This window comes from Pantoea sp. SGAir0175, assembly GCF_043547855.1.
In genome coordinates, this window is record NZ_CP028081.1 from 2,584,060 (window position 1) to 2,600,218 (window position 16,159).

17 protein-coding genes are annotated in these 16,159 nt (G+C 57.9%); 9 read left to right on the forward strand and 8 right to left on the reverse strand.

Translation table 11 applies throughout. The features are described from left to right. Positions 1 to 34: 34 nt before the first annotated feature. Both uvrC and uvrY read right to left on the reverse strand, forming a co-directional pair. Positions 35 to 1,867, reverse strand: a complete 1,833-nt coding sequence (gene uvrC / locus C1N56_RS12090) for an excinuclease ABC subunit UvrC (RefSeq protein WP_058769589.1) — start codon at positions 1,865 to 1,867, stop codon at positions 35 to 37. Next, positions 1,860 to 2,519, reverse strand: coding sequence for a UvrY/SirA/GacA family response regulator transcription factor (uvrY, locus tag C1N56_RS12095; protein ID WP_021508277.1), 660 nt, complete (start codon positions 2,517 to 2,519; stop codon positions 1,860 to 1,862). Before uvrY ends, uvrC begins: the two co-directional genes overlap by 8 nt. Positions 2,520 to 2,952: 433 nt before the next feature. Between uvrY and C1N56_RS12100 the strand changes: the two genes are divergently transcribed. Beyond that, the gene (locus tag C1N56_RS12100) at positions 2,953 to 3,180 is read left to right on the forward strand and encodes a DUF2594 family protein (protein WP_010616664.1); all 228 of its coding nucleotides are present in this window, start codon (positions 2,953 to 2,955) and stop codon (positions 3,178 to 3,180) included. Between the two features lie 31 nt (positions 3,181 to 3,211). On the opposite strand, the gene C1N56_RS12105 is transcribed toward C1N56_RS12100, so the two are convergent. Both C1N56_RS12105 and sdiA read right to left on the reverse strand, forming a co-directional pair. Next, complete coding sequence (locus C1N56_RS12105; protein ID WP_031279842.1) at positions 3,212 to 3,823, reverse strand: acyl-homoserine-lactone synthase; 612 nt, start codon at positions 3,821 to 3,823, stop codon at positions 3,212 to 3,214. A 124-nt stretch (positions 3,824 to 3,947) separates the two neighbouring features. Continuing rightward, a complete protein-coding gene (sdiA, locus tag C1N56_RS12110; protein WP_021508278.1) occupies positions 3,948 to 4,670 on the reverse strand; it encodes a transcriptional regulator SdiA in 723 nt (240 codons plus the stop codon). Between the two features lie 539 nt (positions 4,671 to 5,209). Between sdiA and C1N56_RS12115 the strand changes: the two genes are divergently transcribed. Beyond that, on the forward strand, positions 5,210 to 5,884 hold the full coding sequence (locus C1N56_RS12115) for a DUF4396 domain-containing protein (protein ID WP_059008910.1): 675 nt from the start codon (positions 5,210 to 5,212) through the stop codon (positions 5,882 to 5,884). Between the two features lies 1 nt (position 5,885). Here the strand turns inward: C1N56_RS12115 and C1N56_RS12120 are convergent, their stop codons facing one another. Next, positions 5,886 to 6,584, reverse strand: a complete 699-nt coding sequence (locus tag C1N56_RS12120; protein WP_058769587.1) for an extensin-like domain-containing protein — start codon at positions 6,582 to 6,584, stop codon at positions 5,886 to 5,888. Between the two features lie 286 nt (positions 6,585 to 6,870). Here C1N56_RS12120 and cycA point away from each other — a divergent pair, with 286 nt between their 5' ends. Continuing rightward, positions 6,871 to 8,262, forward strand: coding sequence for a D-serine/D-alanine/glycine transporter (cycA, locus tag C1N56_RS12125; RefSeq protein WP_021508281.1), 1,392 nt, complete (start codon positions 6,871 to 6,873; stop codon positions 8,260 to 8,262). A 41-nt stretch (positions 8,263 to 8,303) separates the two neighbouring features. Here the strand turns inward: cycA and C1N56_RS12130 are convergent, their stop codons facing one another. Together C1N56_RS12130 and rutR are read right to left on the reverse strand one after the other, a co-directional pair. After that, the gene (locus C1N56_RS12130) at positions 8,304 to 9,278 is read right to left on the reverse strand and encodes a metal-dependent hydrolase (RefSeq protein WP_021508282.1); all 975 of its coding nucleotides are present in this window, start codon (positions 9,276 to 9,278) and stop codon (positions 8,304 to 8,306) included. A gap of 25 nt (positions 9,279 to 9,303) precedes the next feature. Beyond that, the gene (gene rutR, locus C1N56_RS12135) at positions 9,304 to 9,939 is read right to left on the reverse strand and encodes an HTH-type transcriptional regulator RutR (protein WP_058780786.1); all 636 of its coding nucleotides are present in this window, start codon (positions 9,937 to 9,939) and stop codon (positions 9,304 to 9,306) included. Between the two features lie 308 nt (positions 9,940 to 10,247). On the opposite strand from rutR, the gene rutA reads away from it, so the two are divergent. The 6 genes from rutA to rutG are packed head-to-tail and all read left to right on the forward strand — an operon-like array spanning position 10,248 to position 15,194. Beyond that, positions 10,248 to 11,339, forward strand: coding sequence for a pyrimidine utilization protein A (rutA, locus tag C1N56_RS12140; protein WP_394516694.1), 1,092 nt, complete (start codon positions 10,248 to 10,250; stop codon positions 11,337 to 11,339). Further along, a complete protein-coding gene (gene rutB, locus C1N56_RS12145; protein WP_336698564.1) occupies positions 11,339 to 12,049 on the forward strand; it encodes a pyrimidine utilization protein B in 711 nt (236 codons plus the stop codon). Before rutA ends, rutB begins: the two co-directional genes overlap by 1 nt. A gap of 42 nt (positions 12,050 to 12,091) precedes the next feature. Further along, entirely contained in the window at positions 12,092 to 12,487 is a 396-nt protein-coding gene (gene rutC / locus C1N56_RS12150) for a pyrimidine utilization protein C (RefSeq protein ID WP_021508286.1), read from the forward strand. Further along, positions 12,487 to 13,287 (forward strand): pyrimidine utilization protein D, encoded by an 801-nt coding sequence (rutD, locus tag C1N56_RS12155; protein ID WP_021508287.1) that lies wholly within the window; start codon positions 12,487 to 12,489, stop codon positions 13,285 to 13,287. Before rutC ends, rutD begins: the two co-directional genes overlap by 1 nt. A 14-nt stretch (positions 13,288 to 13,301) precedes the next feature. Next, complete coding sequence (gene rutF / locus C1N56_RS12160; RefSeq protein WP_058769583.1) at positions 13,302 to 13,823, forward strand: NADH-dependent FMN reductase RutF; 522 nt, start codon at positions 13,302 to 13,304, stop codon at positions 13,821 to 13,823. A 45-nt stretch (positions 13,824 to 13,868) separates the two neighbouring features. Beyond that, positions 13,869 to 15,194 (forward strand): pyrimidine utilization transport protein G, encoded by a 1,326-nt coding sequence (rutG, locus tag C1N56_RS12165; RefSeq protein ID WP_058769582.1) that lies wholly within the window; start codon positions 13,869 to 13,871, stop codon positions 15,192 to 15,194. Here the strand turns inward: rutG and C1N56_RS12170 are convergent. Next, complete coding sequence (locus C1N56_RS12170) at positions 15,191 to 16,105, reverse strand: DMT family transporter (RefSeq protein ID WP_021508290.1); 915 nt, start codon at positions 16,103 to 16,105, stop codon at positions 15,191 to 15,193. The two genes, rutG and C1N56_RS12170, sit on opposite strands and share 4 nt — an antisense overlap. Positions 16,106 to 16,159 lie beyond the last annotated feature (54 nt).

The window sequence follows — 16,159 nt, forward strand, 5'->3', positions numbered from 1 at the left end:
CGTATGTTCCTACATTGCCCACCCTGTTTCAATGTTAGTGTTTCAGCGAGTAGTAGATTTTTTCCGCCAGGGCGAAGGAGATACCCGGTACTTTAGCGATCTCATCGACGCTGGCATTCATCAGCGGTTGCAGGCCGCCCATGTACTTCAGCAGCTGCTGACGCCGTTTGGGTCCGACGCCTTCTATGCTCTCCAGCGCGCTGGTGTTCTTCACTTTGGCGCGTTTTTTCCGGTGGCCCGAAATTGCGTGATTGTGAGCGTCGTCACGAATGTGCTGGATAACATGCAGCGCCGGCGAGTCCGGCGGCAGGGAAACGCCCTCGCCTTCCGCCGCAAAGAACAGCGTTTCCAGGCCGGCTTTACGGTCGCTGCCTTTTGCCACGCCGAGCAGAATCGGCCGGTTTTTATCCCATGGCACATCCAGTTCCGCAAACACCTGCTGCGCCTGCGCCAGCTGACCTTTACCGCCATCGATCAGGATCACATCCGGGATCTTTTCCGGTTCCAGCGCCTTGCCGTAACGACGGCGCAGCACCTGATTCATCGCCGCGTAGTCATCACCGGGGGTAATTCCTTCAATGTTGTAGCGACGATAGTCAGCGCGCAACGGGCCGTCACGATTGAACACCACGCAGGACGCGATGGTCTGTTCGCCCATGGTGTGGCTGATGTCGAAACACTCCATGCGGTTAATCTGCTCCAGTTTGAGGAACGCCGCCAGCGCCGCCAGACGCTGCTGGATGGTCGAGTGCTGCGCCAGCCGCGTTGTCAGCGCCGTGGCGGCATTGGTGCGCGCCAGCTTCAGGTAGCGTGCACGGTCGCCGCGCGGTTTGCTCTGAATGCTGACTTTGCGCCCAGCCAGTTCGCTCAGCGATGCGGCCAGCAGTTCCCGCTCAGGCAGAGTGAAGTCCAGCAGGATGTCCGCCGGTAAGGTACGCGCTTCGCTGCCCTGCAGATAAAACTGTCCGACAAACGTCTGCACCACTTCGGTAAGTTCCGTGTCTGCGGGCACCTTCGGGAAATAGCTGCGGCTGCCCAGCACTTTGCCCTGCCGGATAAACAGCACGTGCAGACAGGCCATGCCGGCGTCATAGGCCACACCCATCACATCGAGATCATCGCCCTGATTGGAGACGAACTGTTTCTCCGTAATCCGCCGCACCGCCTGAATCTGGTCCCGCAGGCGCGCCGCCTCTTCGAAGCGCAGGCCCACGCTGGCCTGCTCCATACGCTGCACCAGCTGATTAATTACCTGATCGTCTTTACCGGCCAGAAACAGCCGCACATAGTCGGTTTGCTGCGCATATTCCTCTTCGCTCACCAGGCCGGCGACGCAGGGGCCGAGGCAACGGCCAATCTGATACTGCAGGCACGGACGCGAGCGGTTGCGGTAGACGCTGTTCTCGCACTGGCGAATCGGAAACACCTTTTGCAGCAGCGCCAGGGTTTCACGCACCGCATAGCCGTTGGGAAACGGACCAAAGTATTCGCCTTTGGCGTGTTTGGCACCGCGGTGCATCGCCAGGCGCGGATGCGGATCGCCGCTAAGGAAAATATAGGGGTACGACTTATCATCGCGCAGCAGCACGTTGTAGCGCGGCTGATACAACTTGATGTAGTTGTGCTCCAGCAGCAGCGCTTCGGTCTCCGTATGGGTGACCGTGACATCAATATTATGGATGTTGCTGACCAGCACTTCGGTCTTACGGCTCCCCACCTGCGTGCGGAAATAGCTGCTCAGGCGTTTTTTAAGGTCTTTGGCTTTACCAACATAGATCACCGTGCCTGTCGCGTCATACATGCGGTAGACGCCGGGCTGACTGGTCACGGTGCTGAGAAAGGCTTTAGGATTGAAAACGTCACTCACTACTGATTAACGGCTCCGCATTGAACAGGCCATGGCGTATGGCCAGATGCGTTAACTCTACGTCACCACTGATGTTCAACTTGCTGAACATGCGATAGCGATAGCTATTAACGGTTTTCGGGCTCAGGTTAAGCTGCTCGGAAATCTCCGTCACCTTTTGCCCTCGGGTAATCATCAGCATAATCTGCAATTCCCTTTCCGACAAACAGCTGAACGGTGATTCGGCGCGCTGCGGCTCAATCTGGCTCAGCGCCATCTGCTGAGCGATATCAGAGGCGATGTAACGCTGACCGGCGTGCACCGAGCGAATGGCGCTGACCACTTCCTGCGGCGCCGCCCCTTTGCTGAGATAACCTGCCGCACCGGCCTGCATGACTTTCGCTGGCAGGGGATTTTCGGTGTGGATAGTCAGCATGATGATGCGGATATCCGGATTGAAGCGCACGATTTTGCGCGTCGCCTCCAGTCCGCCAATACCGGGCATGTTCATGTCCATCAGCACCACATCCACAGGATGAGTGCGGCACCATTTTACCGCATCCTCACCACAGGCCACTTCCCCGGCAATCACCAGTCCCTTCATATCTTCCAGTATGCGACGAATACCGGCGCGTACCAGTTCATGGTCATCAACAAGAAGCAGGCTGATCAACGGGACGTACTCCGCAGGTTAGTGGGGGAAAATATATTTCAGGGGCGTTATCTTACCGGGTTTCGCGTGGAAAGAACATCAGGGGCGCCAGATAAATCTCAAAACCAATGACCCATGTCAAATAGCAGGCAGCGGTGATTGTTTTTTTTAGCTGATGCAATACCACACTAGAATAAAATTGTTAAAATGTGACTAATATCATTAAGTTATAATTTATAACCCGCCTTCGCTTCTTCCCGCCAGCAGCACCTAAAAATAATCTTTCCCTGGAAGTTTTTTGCGCACAAAAAATAACGAACGGCGCAATTAATTAACCGTCTGCGCGCGGGTCGATGATGTGGCCTAAATTCTTCCATCAAGCGTATGATATACTCTGTTTTTTATGCACGGGAAGAATGTGTGCGCACAAGGTCATTCCACAAAGGAGATAATGATGAGTGATGAAGATTTCGTAACATCGCGCGATACCCAGGCGCTGGCGGATGAAGTCGCCTGCCTGAAAATGATGGTGACGCTGATCCTGAAAGGTATGGGCCAGGCTGATGCCGGTAAGGTGATCATCAACATGGAGCGCTACGTTCAGTCCGCGCTGGCCGATAAACCGCAGGCCGAGGTGTTCAGCAACACCATCCGCCAGATTAAAACCGCCTACCGTCAGTAAGCGGCGTGCCCTGCGCATCCTGCGCGGGGCGTTAGCTGTGTGACTGCCAGTTGACCGACACGCCCAGCGAGGGCAGCACTTCTTCCGGACTGAAGCGACGCGTGCCGCGATACTTCTCCGCCAGCGCCGGCTGCTGCACCGGAATACGAATGGCAAACAGATTGTCTTCTGACTGGATCAGTCCCGGCGAGAGCGGCTCGTACACCACCTGATGCTGCTCAAACATCTTCTCCAGCATCGGCGTGGCCGAACTGATCAAATACTCCATCCCGCTCAGCTCTGCCAGCTGTACCGAATGCCATAAGATGTTCAGCGGCAGCTCGGCATCCACTTCAAGGCGGGCCGAATAGCGCGACATTTCCCACACTTTTTGCTGGTCAAAAGGCAGCACCATGCCCTCCGGCACTTCCGGCTCGTGCCACGGTAACAGACGTGCGCAGCCACAAATGCCCTGACGCGCAGTCCAGGCAATCAGCCAGGTGACATCGGAACGATCGAAGCGATCGTACTCCTGTCCCGGCGTGCTGAGTCGCGGCGGAATTGACCAGCCCTCGCCACGCGCAAATACGCTGTAACGATAGGTGCCCAACTCGGCCAGCAAAGAGGACGGCATATCCTTTAGCTGTGTTTGAATTATTTTCATCATGCGCCCCTGACATCCCCATGTTTGCAATGATTTATTAAGCGCCAGCCTGGCGGAGTTTCCGGCGCAGGGTAGACAACTGACTGCGGCTTAGGAACTACTAAAATTAGTAGTTGCCTTTTCGCTATATCAGGCCGATGGCTGCGGCATAACAGGCAATCTGCGTTTTATTGGAAACATTAAAACGCTTTTGCATATTCTTTTGGTGAAAATTTACCGTGTGTTCAGAAATAGCCAGAATGAGGGAAATTTCGGCTGAGGTTTTTCCCTCCGCTGTCCATTTCAATATTTCCAGCTCGCGCTGACTAAAATCATTCGATAACACCACCATTGAGCCGTCATTCAGACGGTCCAGCACACGCAAACTCAGTTCCGCCAGGAAGTGCAGTTGCACCTCCAGCTCAACGCGTCTGTGCTGGGTCTGGCTGGGTTGTTGCGATGCTATAGATAATATACCAATGGCACGATTTAGCGCCATTGCCGAGCATGAAAAGCCACTTACCAGCCCTGCTGCATTGGCTTCTGCCCATAAATTGCCTGCGCCGGTAAATAAATCACGCGTCCACTCCACGCCGCGACCGGGCTGCTGGCAGAGCATTAACACCGGATCCACCGCATAGTAATTTTCACTCTCGTAGCGTTTCACCCAGCTCTGCGGATAGGTGCTAAAGAGAAAAATACGCGGTCGGGTAAAAGGCACCGGATGCTGTACCAAAAAGGCAAAAGCATCAAATCCAAGGGCCTCAACATGTTTTTGCAGCAGCGATTTCAATTGCAGCACTTCGGAAAGCGCCTGAAATTCTTTTTCAGTTTCGCCTCGCCAGACGAAATAATTATCGATGGTCATTATTGCCCTGGCGCTGTTTCACGCCTTATTCATAACAGGATATCTGTGCCGATTAATGTAAAAAATAAATTAACCAGAGAAAAAATATTGATTGAAACCAGAGCGGCATTGCGGGCAAAAAGTGATAACCACCTTGTTGTCAATATGTTACCCAAATGAGAAATTAAACTATGGTGCGTATGCCAGCGGCACCATCAGGATGATAAGTCGTGCGAATCAGAATAAGATTTTTCTGAAGAATTTTCAATCGTCCTGTTGATTAAACGCCAGACTTCGCAGCTAAAACATTCGCCTCATCATTAATCGCTATTATCTTTGCCATTCCCCTTTTTTATACCGCCCGTCATAATCTTCCTGCTGATTAAGTCCGCAGCGCGGCTTAATTCCAGTTATTTCTGCAGTGTTTCCCTGCTTTGCACCTGTGGCAGACATTTCCGGCACCGTCTTTTCCAGCTACGCTTTAGCAGAGGCGCAAGGTGGCAGGCACCAGCATAGCTCCGCAGGCTGGCGCGATTTCAGCAAACTGAGTGGGACTGACTATGTTAAACCAGCTGGCATTACCCTTTCTGGTCGTGGGCATGTGTACCGCCCTGATGATCGCTAAAGATCTGTTGCGTCACCCGCATCCGCTGGCGGTCATGAATATCATCTGGCCGCTCACCGGGCTGTACATGCCGTTTTTCGGCTGGCTGGCATGGTGGTATCTCGGGCGTAAACCGTCACGTCAGCGAAAACTGGCGCTGCTGCTGCCATCCGGATTAACCGGTTATGCCAGCTGGCAAACCATTTTTATTTCCACCTCGCTCTCTGCCGCCGCCTGTATATTCGGCGACATCATCACCCTGCCAATAGTCACTCTGCTCAAGCATTTTGCAATTAGCCCCGCGCTGTGGTTACAGGCGGTTATTTGCGTGATGATTTCGTTACTGGCGGGATTATTTTTTCAGTTTCTGGCCATTCGCCAGCGGGAACAACTTTCTATTGTCCGTACGTTATTATTAGCGCTGAAAACAGAAACCTTTCCGCTGCTGATTTATCAAACGGGAATCTTTATCTTTATGACGCTGGCCCTAAAATATGTGCTTAATCAACAGCTCAATCCCCTGCTCAGCGCCTTCTGGTTTATGTTACAGCTGGCGATGCTCACCGGATTTATTTTCTCCTGGCCGGCAAATCATTTCCTCATCAAACGCGGATTAAACCCGGCGGTGTAGTTTAGCGACAAAAGCCTGCGCCGCGCATGCCAAGGTGGAAATGGCTGGCATGCGCCGCATTGTAATCCGGCCCCAGCGCATTACCGAAGCTGGCACAGCCGTTGCGCCATAACGCGTGCAAACCGGCAGCGGCCTGCGGCGGTTGCTGCCAGTTTTTGCCTACCTGTAGCCAGCGCCCATCCGCCAGCTGAAACCCCGTGATGTCCCACGCCTCCGCCGTCGCGTGTTCACTGCGGCGTCCTTCCTGGCGGTGATAAATATTGCGGCAGGCGTAACTGCCAACATGCGCGATGCGGCGCAGCGGCGAGGTAATGCCGGCCTGCTGCAGCGCCGCATTGCTGCGCGTAACATACAGCGTGCTGGCCACCGCCATCGGACAGCTGGCAAGAAAACTGCTGCTCAGCGTGACCTCACCGAAGCGGCTGATGCGCAGAGGTTGATCAATCGGACAATCGCCCTGCAGCGGCGGCACCTCACGGAAACTGACTCTGCCCTGCGCGCTGGCCGCGCGCATCACCGCCAGACACGCGGCCGGATCGCTGCTCAGCCGCTGCAGCTTATAGCGCGTCATCCAGCCCGGCGGATCGGTAACCTGGAGCGGTATAAACGGATTCCACTGTGGCGGCAGATGCGTTTTCAGCCAGGGTAAACTCCACCAGCCGCACAGGGCCAGCAGCACTATCGCGAGCAAAGCGCGCACGCTGCCTCACTTTTTCCGGGTTCATCGAAATGACAAGTGTAGAACCCTGCGCAGCGCTGCGTGGTGCAAGCGGCTCATTTGCAGAACATTTACGCAAAATGACGGCACGGCGCGCCATGTAAATATTTACTGACACGGTAAAGCACGCAAAAGGGCACAAAGGTTTAAAAACCATTACCGAGAGTGGCCGCCTTTCCTCTATCTTATGCCCTCTTGCCCTGTGCAACAGCACGTTATTCAACAGCCAGCAGAGCTGACACAACATCAAGACAGGAAAGATATTTTTATGGTTGATCAATCTAAAGCGGCGCCCATTGAGGCCGAACAGCCGGAAAAACTCCGGCGCAACCTGCATAACCGTCACATCCAGCTTATCGCTATCGGCGGTGCCATTGGCACCGGTCTGTTCATGGGCTCCGGTAAAACCATCAGCCTGGCGGGTCCGTCGATCATCTTCGTCTACATGATCATCGGTTTTATGCTGTTCTTTGTGATGCGCGCCATGGGTGAGCTGCTGCTCTCCAACCTTGAGTACAAATCCTTCAGCGACTTTGCCGCCGATCTGCTCGGTCCGTGGGCCGGTTATTTCACCGGCTGGACTTACTGGTTCTGCTGGGTGGTGACCGGCATCGCCGACGTGGTGGCGATCAGCGCCTATTTCCAGCTGTGGTTCCCGGACTTCTCAATCTGGATGAGCGCGCTGCTGTGCGTGTTTGTTTTCCTTGCTCTGAACATTGCCACGGTGAAACTGTTTGGCGAGATGGAGTTCTGGTTCGCCATTATCAAAATTGTCGCCATTGTGGCGTTAATCATCACCGGGATTGTGCTGGTCAGCCTGCACTACCCTTCGCCGAACGGGAGTCACGCGGCGCTGAGCAATATCTGGGATCACGGCGGCATGTTCCCGAAAGGGCTGAGCGGTTTCTTTGCCGGCTTCCAGATTGCGGTGTTTGCCTTTGTCGGCATTGAACTGGTGGGTACGGCGGCGGCGGAGACCAAAGATCCGCATAAAGTTCTGCCGCGCGCCATCAACGCGATCCCGCTGCGCATCATCATGTTTTACGTGCTGGCGCTGCTGGTGATCATGGCGGTGACGCCGTGGAACCAGGTCATGCCGGATCGCAGTCCGTTCGTTGAAATGTTTGTGCTGATTGGCCTGCCGGCCGCTGCCAGCATCGTTAACTTTGTGGTGCTGACCTCCGCGGCCTCCTCAGCCAACAGCGGCATCTTCTCCACCAGTCGCATGCTGTATGGCCTCGCGGAACAGGGCGTGGCGCATAAAGCGTTTGGCCGCCTTTCAGCGCGCGCGGTGCCGACCACCGGCCTGTTCTTTTCCTGCCTGTGTCTGCTGGCGGGCGTGGCGTTGATCTACCTGATTCCGGATGTGATGACGGTCTTCACCATGGTGACCACGGTCTCGGCGATTCTGTTTATGTTTGTCTGGACCATTATCCTGTGCAGCTACCTTGCCTACCGCAAACAGCATCCGCAGCGTCATGCGGCGTCACGCTTCAAAATGCCACTCGGCAAGCTGATGTGCTGGGTGTGCATGGCTTTCTTTGCCTTTGTGCTGGTGCTGCTGACGCTGCAGGAAGATACCCGCCAGGCGCTGATGGTGACGCCACTGTGGTTTGTGGTGCTGACCATGGGCTGGCTGCTACGCCGGCGTAAAGCCTGATTCACGTAAACTAAAAGGCCCGGTTATCCGGGCCTTTTTCGTTATAAGCGTTCTGTGAATTTGTGCCACGCCTGCGCCAGCGACGGCCGCAGCGAATCTTCCCGCTGTGGTGCTGCTGCCGGCGCTGCGGCGGGACCGAGATTAAAGGTAAAGGTGTAATCCGGCTCTTCCCCCATGCGCAAATCCACGATCAGCGTGTCATTGCCCTGCTGGCGCATGGCATAAAATCCATGGCTGAACCACGCAACGCGTTCGGCGTGCCACTGGCCTTTAAACGGGGCAAAAAGCGCGGGATGGCGATCGTACCAGCGGATCTGTAAGGGACGATCGGGCGACAGCAGCGACCACCAGGCTTCCCCGTAACGCTGCGGCGTGATAATTACCGTGCGCCACACCAGCGTGTTGAACGCGGTGGGCGTCACCAGCAGTTGCTGCGGCTGCACGGCCTGCTGCGTCAGCTGGTGCTCAATATGCCGGGTAGCGACACTCTGCGCCACCATGCTCCAGCCCAGGTACAGCGTACTGATGAGCAATCCGGCCTGATTCCAGCGCAGCCCGCACGCATCCCGCCGCCACAGTGCGACGATCAGGGCGATCAGCAGCGGCAGCGTGTAGAGCGGATCGATGATGAACATGCTGCCGATGGCGAACGGGTAATCGGTCAGCGGCAGCCCGAGCTGCGTGCCGTACACCGTGGTCAGGTCCAGCAGCGGATGCGTGATCAATGCCAGCCAGATGGCGAGGCACCAGGCGCGCCAGTGCTGCCGGCTGCGCGTCGCGCCAGCCACCAGCCAGCCAATAAACGGCGTCACCAGCGTCAGCCACAGCAGCGCGTGGCTCTCGGTGCGGTGCAGCGTCATGTTGCGGATGGCATCGCCGTGGTCGATAAACACGTCGAGGTCCGGCAGCGTGCCCGCGACCGCCCCCGCCAGCGCCGCCTGCCACAGCGGCACGCGTTTGCCCATTACGGCCACGGTCACCGCCGCGCCCAGCGTTAGTTGTGATAGCGAATCCATGCACTCTCCTGGTCAGCCACGGGGATCAGCGCACGCGGATCCCTTCAATGATCATGCGCTGAACGTTATCCAGCGTCTGGGCAAAAAATTCCGCATCGTTTAGCGTCTGGCCGGTGATGGCTTCCACCTGGGACGCGAAATCAGCGTAGTGCTGCGTGGTCGCCCACAGCAGAAAGAACAGATGCTGCGGCTGCACGCCGGCAATACGCCCTTCGGCGATCCACTGTTCGATAATCGCCGCTTTGTCATCCACCAGCGCTTTTAAATCCCCCGCCAGCTCGCCCTTCAGCAGCGGCGCGCCCTGCAGCATCTCCAGACAGAACAGGCGCGATGCCTGCGGGTGGTCACGCGACACTTCCAGCTTGAGACGAATATAGTTGCGGATGGCCACCAGCGGATCCTGGTCATGACGCAGCGCACGCAGCGGCGCCAGCCACACATCAAGAATCTCTTTCAGTACCGCCACATACAGCACTTCTTTTGACGGATAGTAGTAAAGCAGGTTGGTTTTCGACACGTCGGCGCGCTCGGCCACTTTATCGAGGCTGGTGCCATGAATCCCAAACTGAGAGAAGAAGGTTAAGGCCGCTTCCAGAATAGCGGCCCGCTTCGCCGCAACGGCCCGCGATCGACGTCCTGGTTTTTTTTCATCGCTTTTCACACTGTTACCTCGTCCATCCTGCGAAATCGCATCATAACAAACGCCCTGTTTCCTGCCTAATGCTGTGCCCTGCACCTTTTTCGTTCAGGCAACGCATGAAAAACGTGCAATTTGTTTTGACCACATGGTCTGTTTTGGACCAGTCACTCAGGATTCATTACGTCGCTGATTTTAACTGATTGTTATGTATCACTTTTAAAATTGTGGCACAGGCTTTGCAATTTTGTGATCGAGCGCCGCCCGCAGGATGCGTGCAGGAAGCAGCGCAGCGCGTGAAGCAATCCATGTTCATTGCAGAGAGGTTTCACATGAAAATTGGCGTCTTCGTCCCGATTGGTAACAACGGCTGGCTGATCTCCACGCATGCCCCGCAATATAAGCCGACCTTTGAGCTCAACAAAGCGATCGTGCTTAAGGCCGAGCATTATCATTTCGACTTTGCCCTGTCGATGATTAAGCTGCGCGGCTTCGGCGGCAAAACCGAATTCTGGGACCACAACCTCGAGTCGTTCACCCTGATGGCCGGACTGGCCGCGGTGACCTCACGCATTGAAATCTACGCCACCGCCGCCACCCTGACGCTGCCGCCTGCGATTGTGGCGCGCATGGCCGCCACCATCGACTCGATCTCCGGCGGCCGCTTTGGCGTCAATCTGGTGACCGGCTGGCAGAAGCCGGAGTATGAACAGATGGGGCTGTGGCCGGGCGATGAGTACTTCGTCAGCCGCTACAACTACCTGACCGAGTACGTCACGGTGCTGCGCGATCTGTGGGGCACTGGCCAGAGCGACTTCAAAGGTGAATTCTTCACTATGAACGACTGTCGCGTCAGTCCGCAGCCGCAGAAGCCGATGAAGGTGATTTGCGCCGGTCAAAGTGATGCCGGCATGGCCTTTTCGGCGCAATACGCTGATTACAACTTCTGCTTCGGCAAGGGCGTCAATACCCCGACCGCCTTTGCACCCACTGCCGCACGCATGAAACAGGCCGCGGACAAAACCGGGCGCGACGTCGGTTCCTACGTGCTGTTTATGATTATCGCCGCCGAAAGCGACGAAGCCGCGCGCGCCAAATGGGAACACTACAAAGCCGGTGCTGACGAGGAAGCCCTCGCCTGGCTCACCACGCAGAGCCAGCAGGACACCAAATCCGGCAGCGACACCAATGTGCGCCAGATGGCCGATCCGACCTCTGCCGTCAACATCAATATGGGCACGCTGGTCGGTTCTTATGCCAGCGTGGCACGCATGCTGGATGAAGTGGCGCTGGTGGAAGGCACCGAAGGCGTGCTGCTGACCTTTGATGATTTCCTGCAGGGCATTGAAGATTTTGGTGAACGTATCCAGCCGCTGATGGCGTGCCGCCGCGCGCTGATTGACGCCCACAAGGAGGTTGCATAATGAATACCGTCGTTTGTGCCCACAGCAGCAGCCAGCCTGCTGTGACTCTGCCGGCGCGCCCGGAAGCCATCGCCCTGCCGCCGGCGCAAAGCGCGCTGATTGTGGTGGATATGCAGAACGCCTACGCCAGCCAGGGCGGTTATCTCGATCTGGCCGGGTTTGATGTCTCCACCACGCAGCCGGTTATCGCCCGGATTCATCAGGCGGTTACCGCCGCCCGCGCGGCGGGAATGCAGATCATCTGGTTCCAGAACGGCTGGGATAATCAGTATGTCGAAGCCGGTGACGCCGGTTCGCCTAATTTCCATAAATCCAACGCGCTGAAAACCATGCGTCAGCGGCCGGAGCTGCAAGGCACGCTGCTGGCAAAAGGCGGTTGGGATTATGCGCTGGTGGATGAACTGGTACCGCAAGCCGGCGATATCGTGCTGCCCAAACCGCGCTACAGCGGCTTTTTCAACACGCCGCTCGACAGCATGCTGCGCAGCCGCGGTATTCGTCATCTGGTGTTTACCGGCATTGCCACCAACGTCTGTGTGGAATCGACGCTGCGCGACGGCTTTTTCCTCGAGTATTTCGGCGTGGTGCTGGCCGATGCCACCCATCAGGCCGGACCGTCGTTTGCTCAGCAGGCGGCGCTGTTCAACATTGAAACCTTTTTTGGCTGGGTCAGCGATACCGACACCTTCTGCGAGGCGCTGAAGTCGTAACCGCCGTTTCACCTGCACGCTTAATAATAAGGACTCTGAGTCATGCCTAAAACAGTGATTATTCCTCCCGGCACCACGACGCCGATCGCTCCGTTTGTGCCCGGCACTTTAGCCGATGGCGTGGTGTATGTTTCCGGTACGCTGCCGTTCGATGCCGACAACAACGTGGTACACGTTGGGGATGCGGCGGCGCAAACCCGCCACGTGCTGGAAACCATCAAAAAAGTGATCGAGACCGCCGGTGGCAGCCTGCAGGACGTCACTTTCAACTCGATTTTCATCACCGACTGGAGCAACTACGCGGCGGTGAACCAGGTGTATGCCGACTATTTTCCCGGCGACAAACCGGCGCGCTTCTGTATTCAGTGCGGTCTGGTGAAACCCGATGCGCTGATTGAAATCGCCAGCGTGGCACACATTGGCCGGCAGGAGGCGTAATGCATCTGGACATTCAGGGATTAAGCGCGCCCGACGCGCCGACGCTGGTGCTGTCGTCCGGGCTGGGCGGCGTGGCCGCGTTCTGGCAACCGCAGCTGGCGGCACTGACGCCACATTATCGCGTGGTGACCTACGATCAGCGCGGCACCGGTCGCAGCCCCGATACGCTGCCGGAAGGTTACAGCATGGCGATGATGGCAGCGGAACTGGCCGACGCGCTGGCGGAGCACGGCATCGAACAGTATGACATCGTGGGCCATGCGCTTGGCGGGCTGATTGGCCTGCAGCTGGCGCTCGATTATCCGCAGCGCGTGGGACGCGTGGTGGTGATTAACGGCTGGCTGGCGCTGGATGCCCACACCGAGCGCTGCTTCCAGGTGCGCCAGGATCTGCTGCTCAACGTTGGTGTGGAAGCGTTTGTGCGCGCGCAGCCGCTGTTTCTTTATCCGGCCGAATGGCTGGCACGCCATCAGTCGCGCATCAGCGCGGAGGATGTGCATCACGTGGCGCATTTCCAGGGCATGGAGAACCTGCTGCGGCGTCTGCACGCGCTGAAATCGGCCGATTTCCGTCCGCACGCCTCGCGAATCACCCAGCCGGTGCTGGCGATATGCAGTCAGGATGACCTGCTGGTGCCATGGAGCTGCTCGCCGCAGCTGGCGCAGGCGCTGCCCAACGGCAGCCTGATTGAGATGCCGTGGGGCGGCCATGCCATGAGCGTGACCGATGCCGACAACTTTAATGCGCTGCTGCTGCGCTGGCTGGCGGACACCGCCACGCCGGCTCGCCGCGCCAGCTAATCACGGAGCCGATGATGAGCGTACATGAACTGCCTCTGTTGCCTGAGGTGAGCCAGCAGGCTTTCCGCGATGCCATGTCTGGCCTGGGCGCGGCGGTCAATATCATCACCACCGACGGTCCCGCCGGACGCGCCGGTTTTACCGCCACCGCGGTGTGCAGCGTCAGTGATACGCCGCCGACGCTGCTGGTTTGCCTCAATCGCAACGCGTCGGTGTGGCCCCTCTTCCGCGATAATGGCGTGCTGTGCGTGAACACGCTGGCCGCCGGGCAGGAGTCATTGTCGACGCTGTTTGGCGGCAAAACCCCGATGACCGAACGTTTCGCCGCCGCCCGCTGGCACACGCAGCGCAGCGGCGCACCGCTGCTGCAGGGGGCACTGATGGCGTTCGACTGCACTATCACGCAGGTCGTCAGCGTGGCGACACACGACATTCTGTTTTGCAACGTGATGGCGCTGGAGCGCCATGATGCCCAGCCCGGTCTGATGTGGTTTGACCGTCGCTACCATGCCCTTTCACGGCAGGACGCCCGCTAACGCCGCACCGTGCGGCCCGGTTCGACCACTACCCTGGAGAAGACGATGGCGAGTTCCTGGTTCCCCCGCTGGCAGAAAAAGTCAGCCATGAGCGATAACGGGCTGATTGCCCCCGACGAGACTCTGCCGCTTGGGCAGACGTTCGTGCTGGGCCTGCAGCATGCGGTAGCAATGTTTGGCGCAACGGTGCTGATGCCGCTGCTGATGGGGCTGGACCCCAACCTGGCGATTCTGGTTTCCGGTATCGGCACCCTGCTGTTCTTTATCATTACCGGTGGTCGCGTGCCGAGTTATCTCGGATCGAGCGCCGCGTTTGTCGGCGTGGTGATCGCCATTACCGGCTTCAACGGTCAGGGGCTCAATCCCAACCTGGCGCTGGCGCTGGGCGGCGTTATTGCCTGCGGCGCGCTCTACACGCTGATTGGCCTGGTGGTGATGAAAGTGGGTACCGGCTGGATTGAACGCCTGATGCCACCGGTGGTCACCGGTGCGGTAGTGATGGCCATCGGCCTTAATCTGGCACCGATTGCGGTGCACAGCGTCTCCGCCTCGATGTTTGATAGCTGGATGGCGGTGATGACGGTGCTGTGCATCGGGCTGGTGGCGGTGTTCACCCGCGGTATGGTGCAGCGGCTGCTGATTCTGGTCGGGCTGATTGTCGCCTGGGCGCTGTACGCTCTGCTGACCAATGTGATGGGCTTCGGCAAGCCGGTGGATTTCAGCCGCGTGGCCAGCGCCGCGTGGTTTGGTCTGCCGCACACCACCGCGCCGGTATTTGATATGCAGGCAATCGTGATGATCGCACCGGTGGCGATTATTCTGGTGGCGGAGAACCTCGGCCACATTAAAGCGGTGGCGGGCATGACCGGGCGCAATCTCGATCCGTGGATGGGACGCGCGTTCGTCGGCGACGGCCTGGCAACCATGCTGTCCGGTTCCATCGGCGGCAGCGGCGTCACCACCTATGCCGAAAACATTGGCGTGATGGCGGTGACCAAAGTCTACTCCACGCTGGCGTTTGTCGCTGCGGCGCTGATTGCGCTGGTGCTGGGCTTTTCGCCCAAGTTTGGCGCGCTGATCCACACCATTCCCGGCCCGGTGATTGGCGGCGCTTCAATTGTGGTGTTTGGCTTAATCGCTGTGGCGGGCGCGCGCATCTGGGTGCAGAACCACGTCGATTTTAGCCAGAACAGCAATCTGATTATGGTGGCCACCACGCTGGTGCTCGGCGCCGGGGATTTTGCGCTGAAGATTGGCAGCTTTACCCTCGGCGGCATCGGCACGGCCACCTTCGGTGCCATCATCCTCAACGCAATTCTGCAGCGACGCGGTGCCGCGCTGACCCAGCCGGCGGCGCGCCCGCAGCCTTAAGGCTTCTGCGGTGCCTGCTCCGGCACCGCTTTTTTGCGCCGCAGGCGCAGTTCACTGACAATCACCCCGCAGACAATCAGTGCGCCGCCCAGCAGCGCCGCGGCCGGTAACCGTTCGCCGGCAATGCGTCCGACCACACCGGCCCACACCGGCTCGCCGGCATAAATCACCGTGGCGCGCGTCGGCGAGACGCTGCGCTGCGCCCAGTTCATGGTGACCTGAATCAGCGCGCTGGCCGCGCCGAGGCCCAGCGCGCTGAACAGCAGCGGCGCCGATAACGTGGGTAAAGATTCGCCGTTGGGCAGCATCAGCACGAAGGCGCAGGCCGAGGCCACCAGCAGCTGTACCAGCGTCACGCGGCGCACATCGACCTGTCCGGCGTAGCGGCTGATAAGAATGATCTCGGCGGCAATGGCGAGGGTGCTGAGCAGCGTGGCGATCTCACCGGCATTCAGCGTCAGGCTGCCATCCTGCGGACCCGCCACCAACACCAGACCGGTGAACGCCAGCAAAATGCCCAGCCACGCCATCAGGCCCGGCGGCCGGCGCAGAAACAGCCACTGCAACAGCGGCACCACCGGCACGTAAAGCGCCGTCAGAAACGCCGACTGGCTGCTGGAAATGGTTTGCATACCCCAGGTTTGCAATCCGTAACCACCGGCAATTGCCACGCCAATCAGCGCACCCGCTTTGATTTCCAGCCAGGTAATGTGACGCAAATAGCGGCGAAAGAAAAAGGCCAGCAGCAGCGAGGCGGTAGCGAAACGCAGTCCGACAAAAAAGAACGGCCCCGAGTGCGCCATGGCGCGATGCACCACCAGAAAGGTGCCACCCCAGACCATCGTGATAAAAATAAGTACCAGCTCCTGACGCGTAATACGCAGGCTGAGGCGGGAAGTGGAAGCAGACATAACGTACCAGAATAGAGGACTGGCGCACATTTTTGCTGATTAGCCGGGCAAATT

What these genes read in the sequence shown, in the direction of transcription:
- C1N56_RS12100 (WP_010616664.1), top strand. Translation starts at nt 2,953, where the DNA reads ATGAGTGATGAAGATTTCGTAACATCGCGCGATACCCAGGCGCTGGCG.
- C1N56_RS12105 (WP_031279842.1), bottom strand. Translation starts at nt 3,823, where the DNA reads ATGAAAATAATTCAAACACAGCTAAAGGATATGCCGTCCTCTTTGCTG.
- sdiA (WP_021508278.1), bottom strand. Translation starts at nt 4,670, where the DNA reads ATGACCATCGATAATTATTTCGTCTGGCGAGGCGAAACTGAAAAAGAA.
- C1N56_RS12115 (WP_059008910.1), top strand. Translation starts at nt 5,210, where the DNA reads ATGTTAAACCAGCTGGCATTACCCTTTCTGGTCGTGGGCATGTGTACC.
- cycA (WP_021508281.1), top strand. Translation starts at nt 6,871, where the DNA reads ATGGTTGATCAATCTAAAGCGGCGCCCATTGAGGCCGAACAGCCGGAA.
- C1N56_RS12130 (WP_021508282.1), bottom strand. Translation starts at nt 9,278, where the DNA reads ATGGATTCGCTATCACAACTAACGCTGGGCGCGGCGGTGACCGTGGCC.
- rutA (WP_394516694.1), top strand. Translation starts at nt 10,248, where the DNA reads ATGAAAATTGGCGTCTTCGTCCCGATTGGTAACAACGGCTGGCTGATC.
- rutB (WP_336698564.1), top strand. Translation starts at nt 11,339, where the DNA reads ATGAATACCGTCGTTTGTGCCCACAGCAGCAGCCAGCCTGCTGTGACT.
- rutC (WP_021508286.1), top strand. Translation starts at nt 12,092, where the DNA reads ATGCCTAAAACAGTGATTATTCCTCCCGGCACCACGACGCCGATCGCT.
- rutD (WP_021508287.1), top strand. Translation starts at nt 12,487, where the DNA reads ATGCATCTGGACATTCAGGGATTAAGCGCGCCCGACGCGCCGACGCTG.
- rutF (WP_058769583.1), top strand. Translation starts at nt 13,302, where the DNA reads ATGAGCGTACATGAACTGCCTCTGTTGCCTGAGGTGAGCCAGCAGGCT.
- rutG (WP_058769582.1), top strand. Translation starts at nt 13,869, where the DNA reads ATGGCGAGTTCCTGGTTCCCCCGCTGGCAGAAAAAGTCAGCCATGAGC.
- C1N56_RS12170 (WP_021508290.1), bottom strand. Translation starts at nt 16,105, where the DNA reads ATGTCTGCTTCCACTTCCCGCCTCAGCCTGCGTATTACGCGTCAGGAG.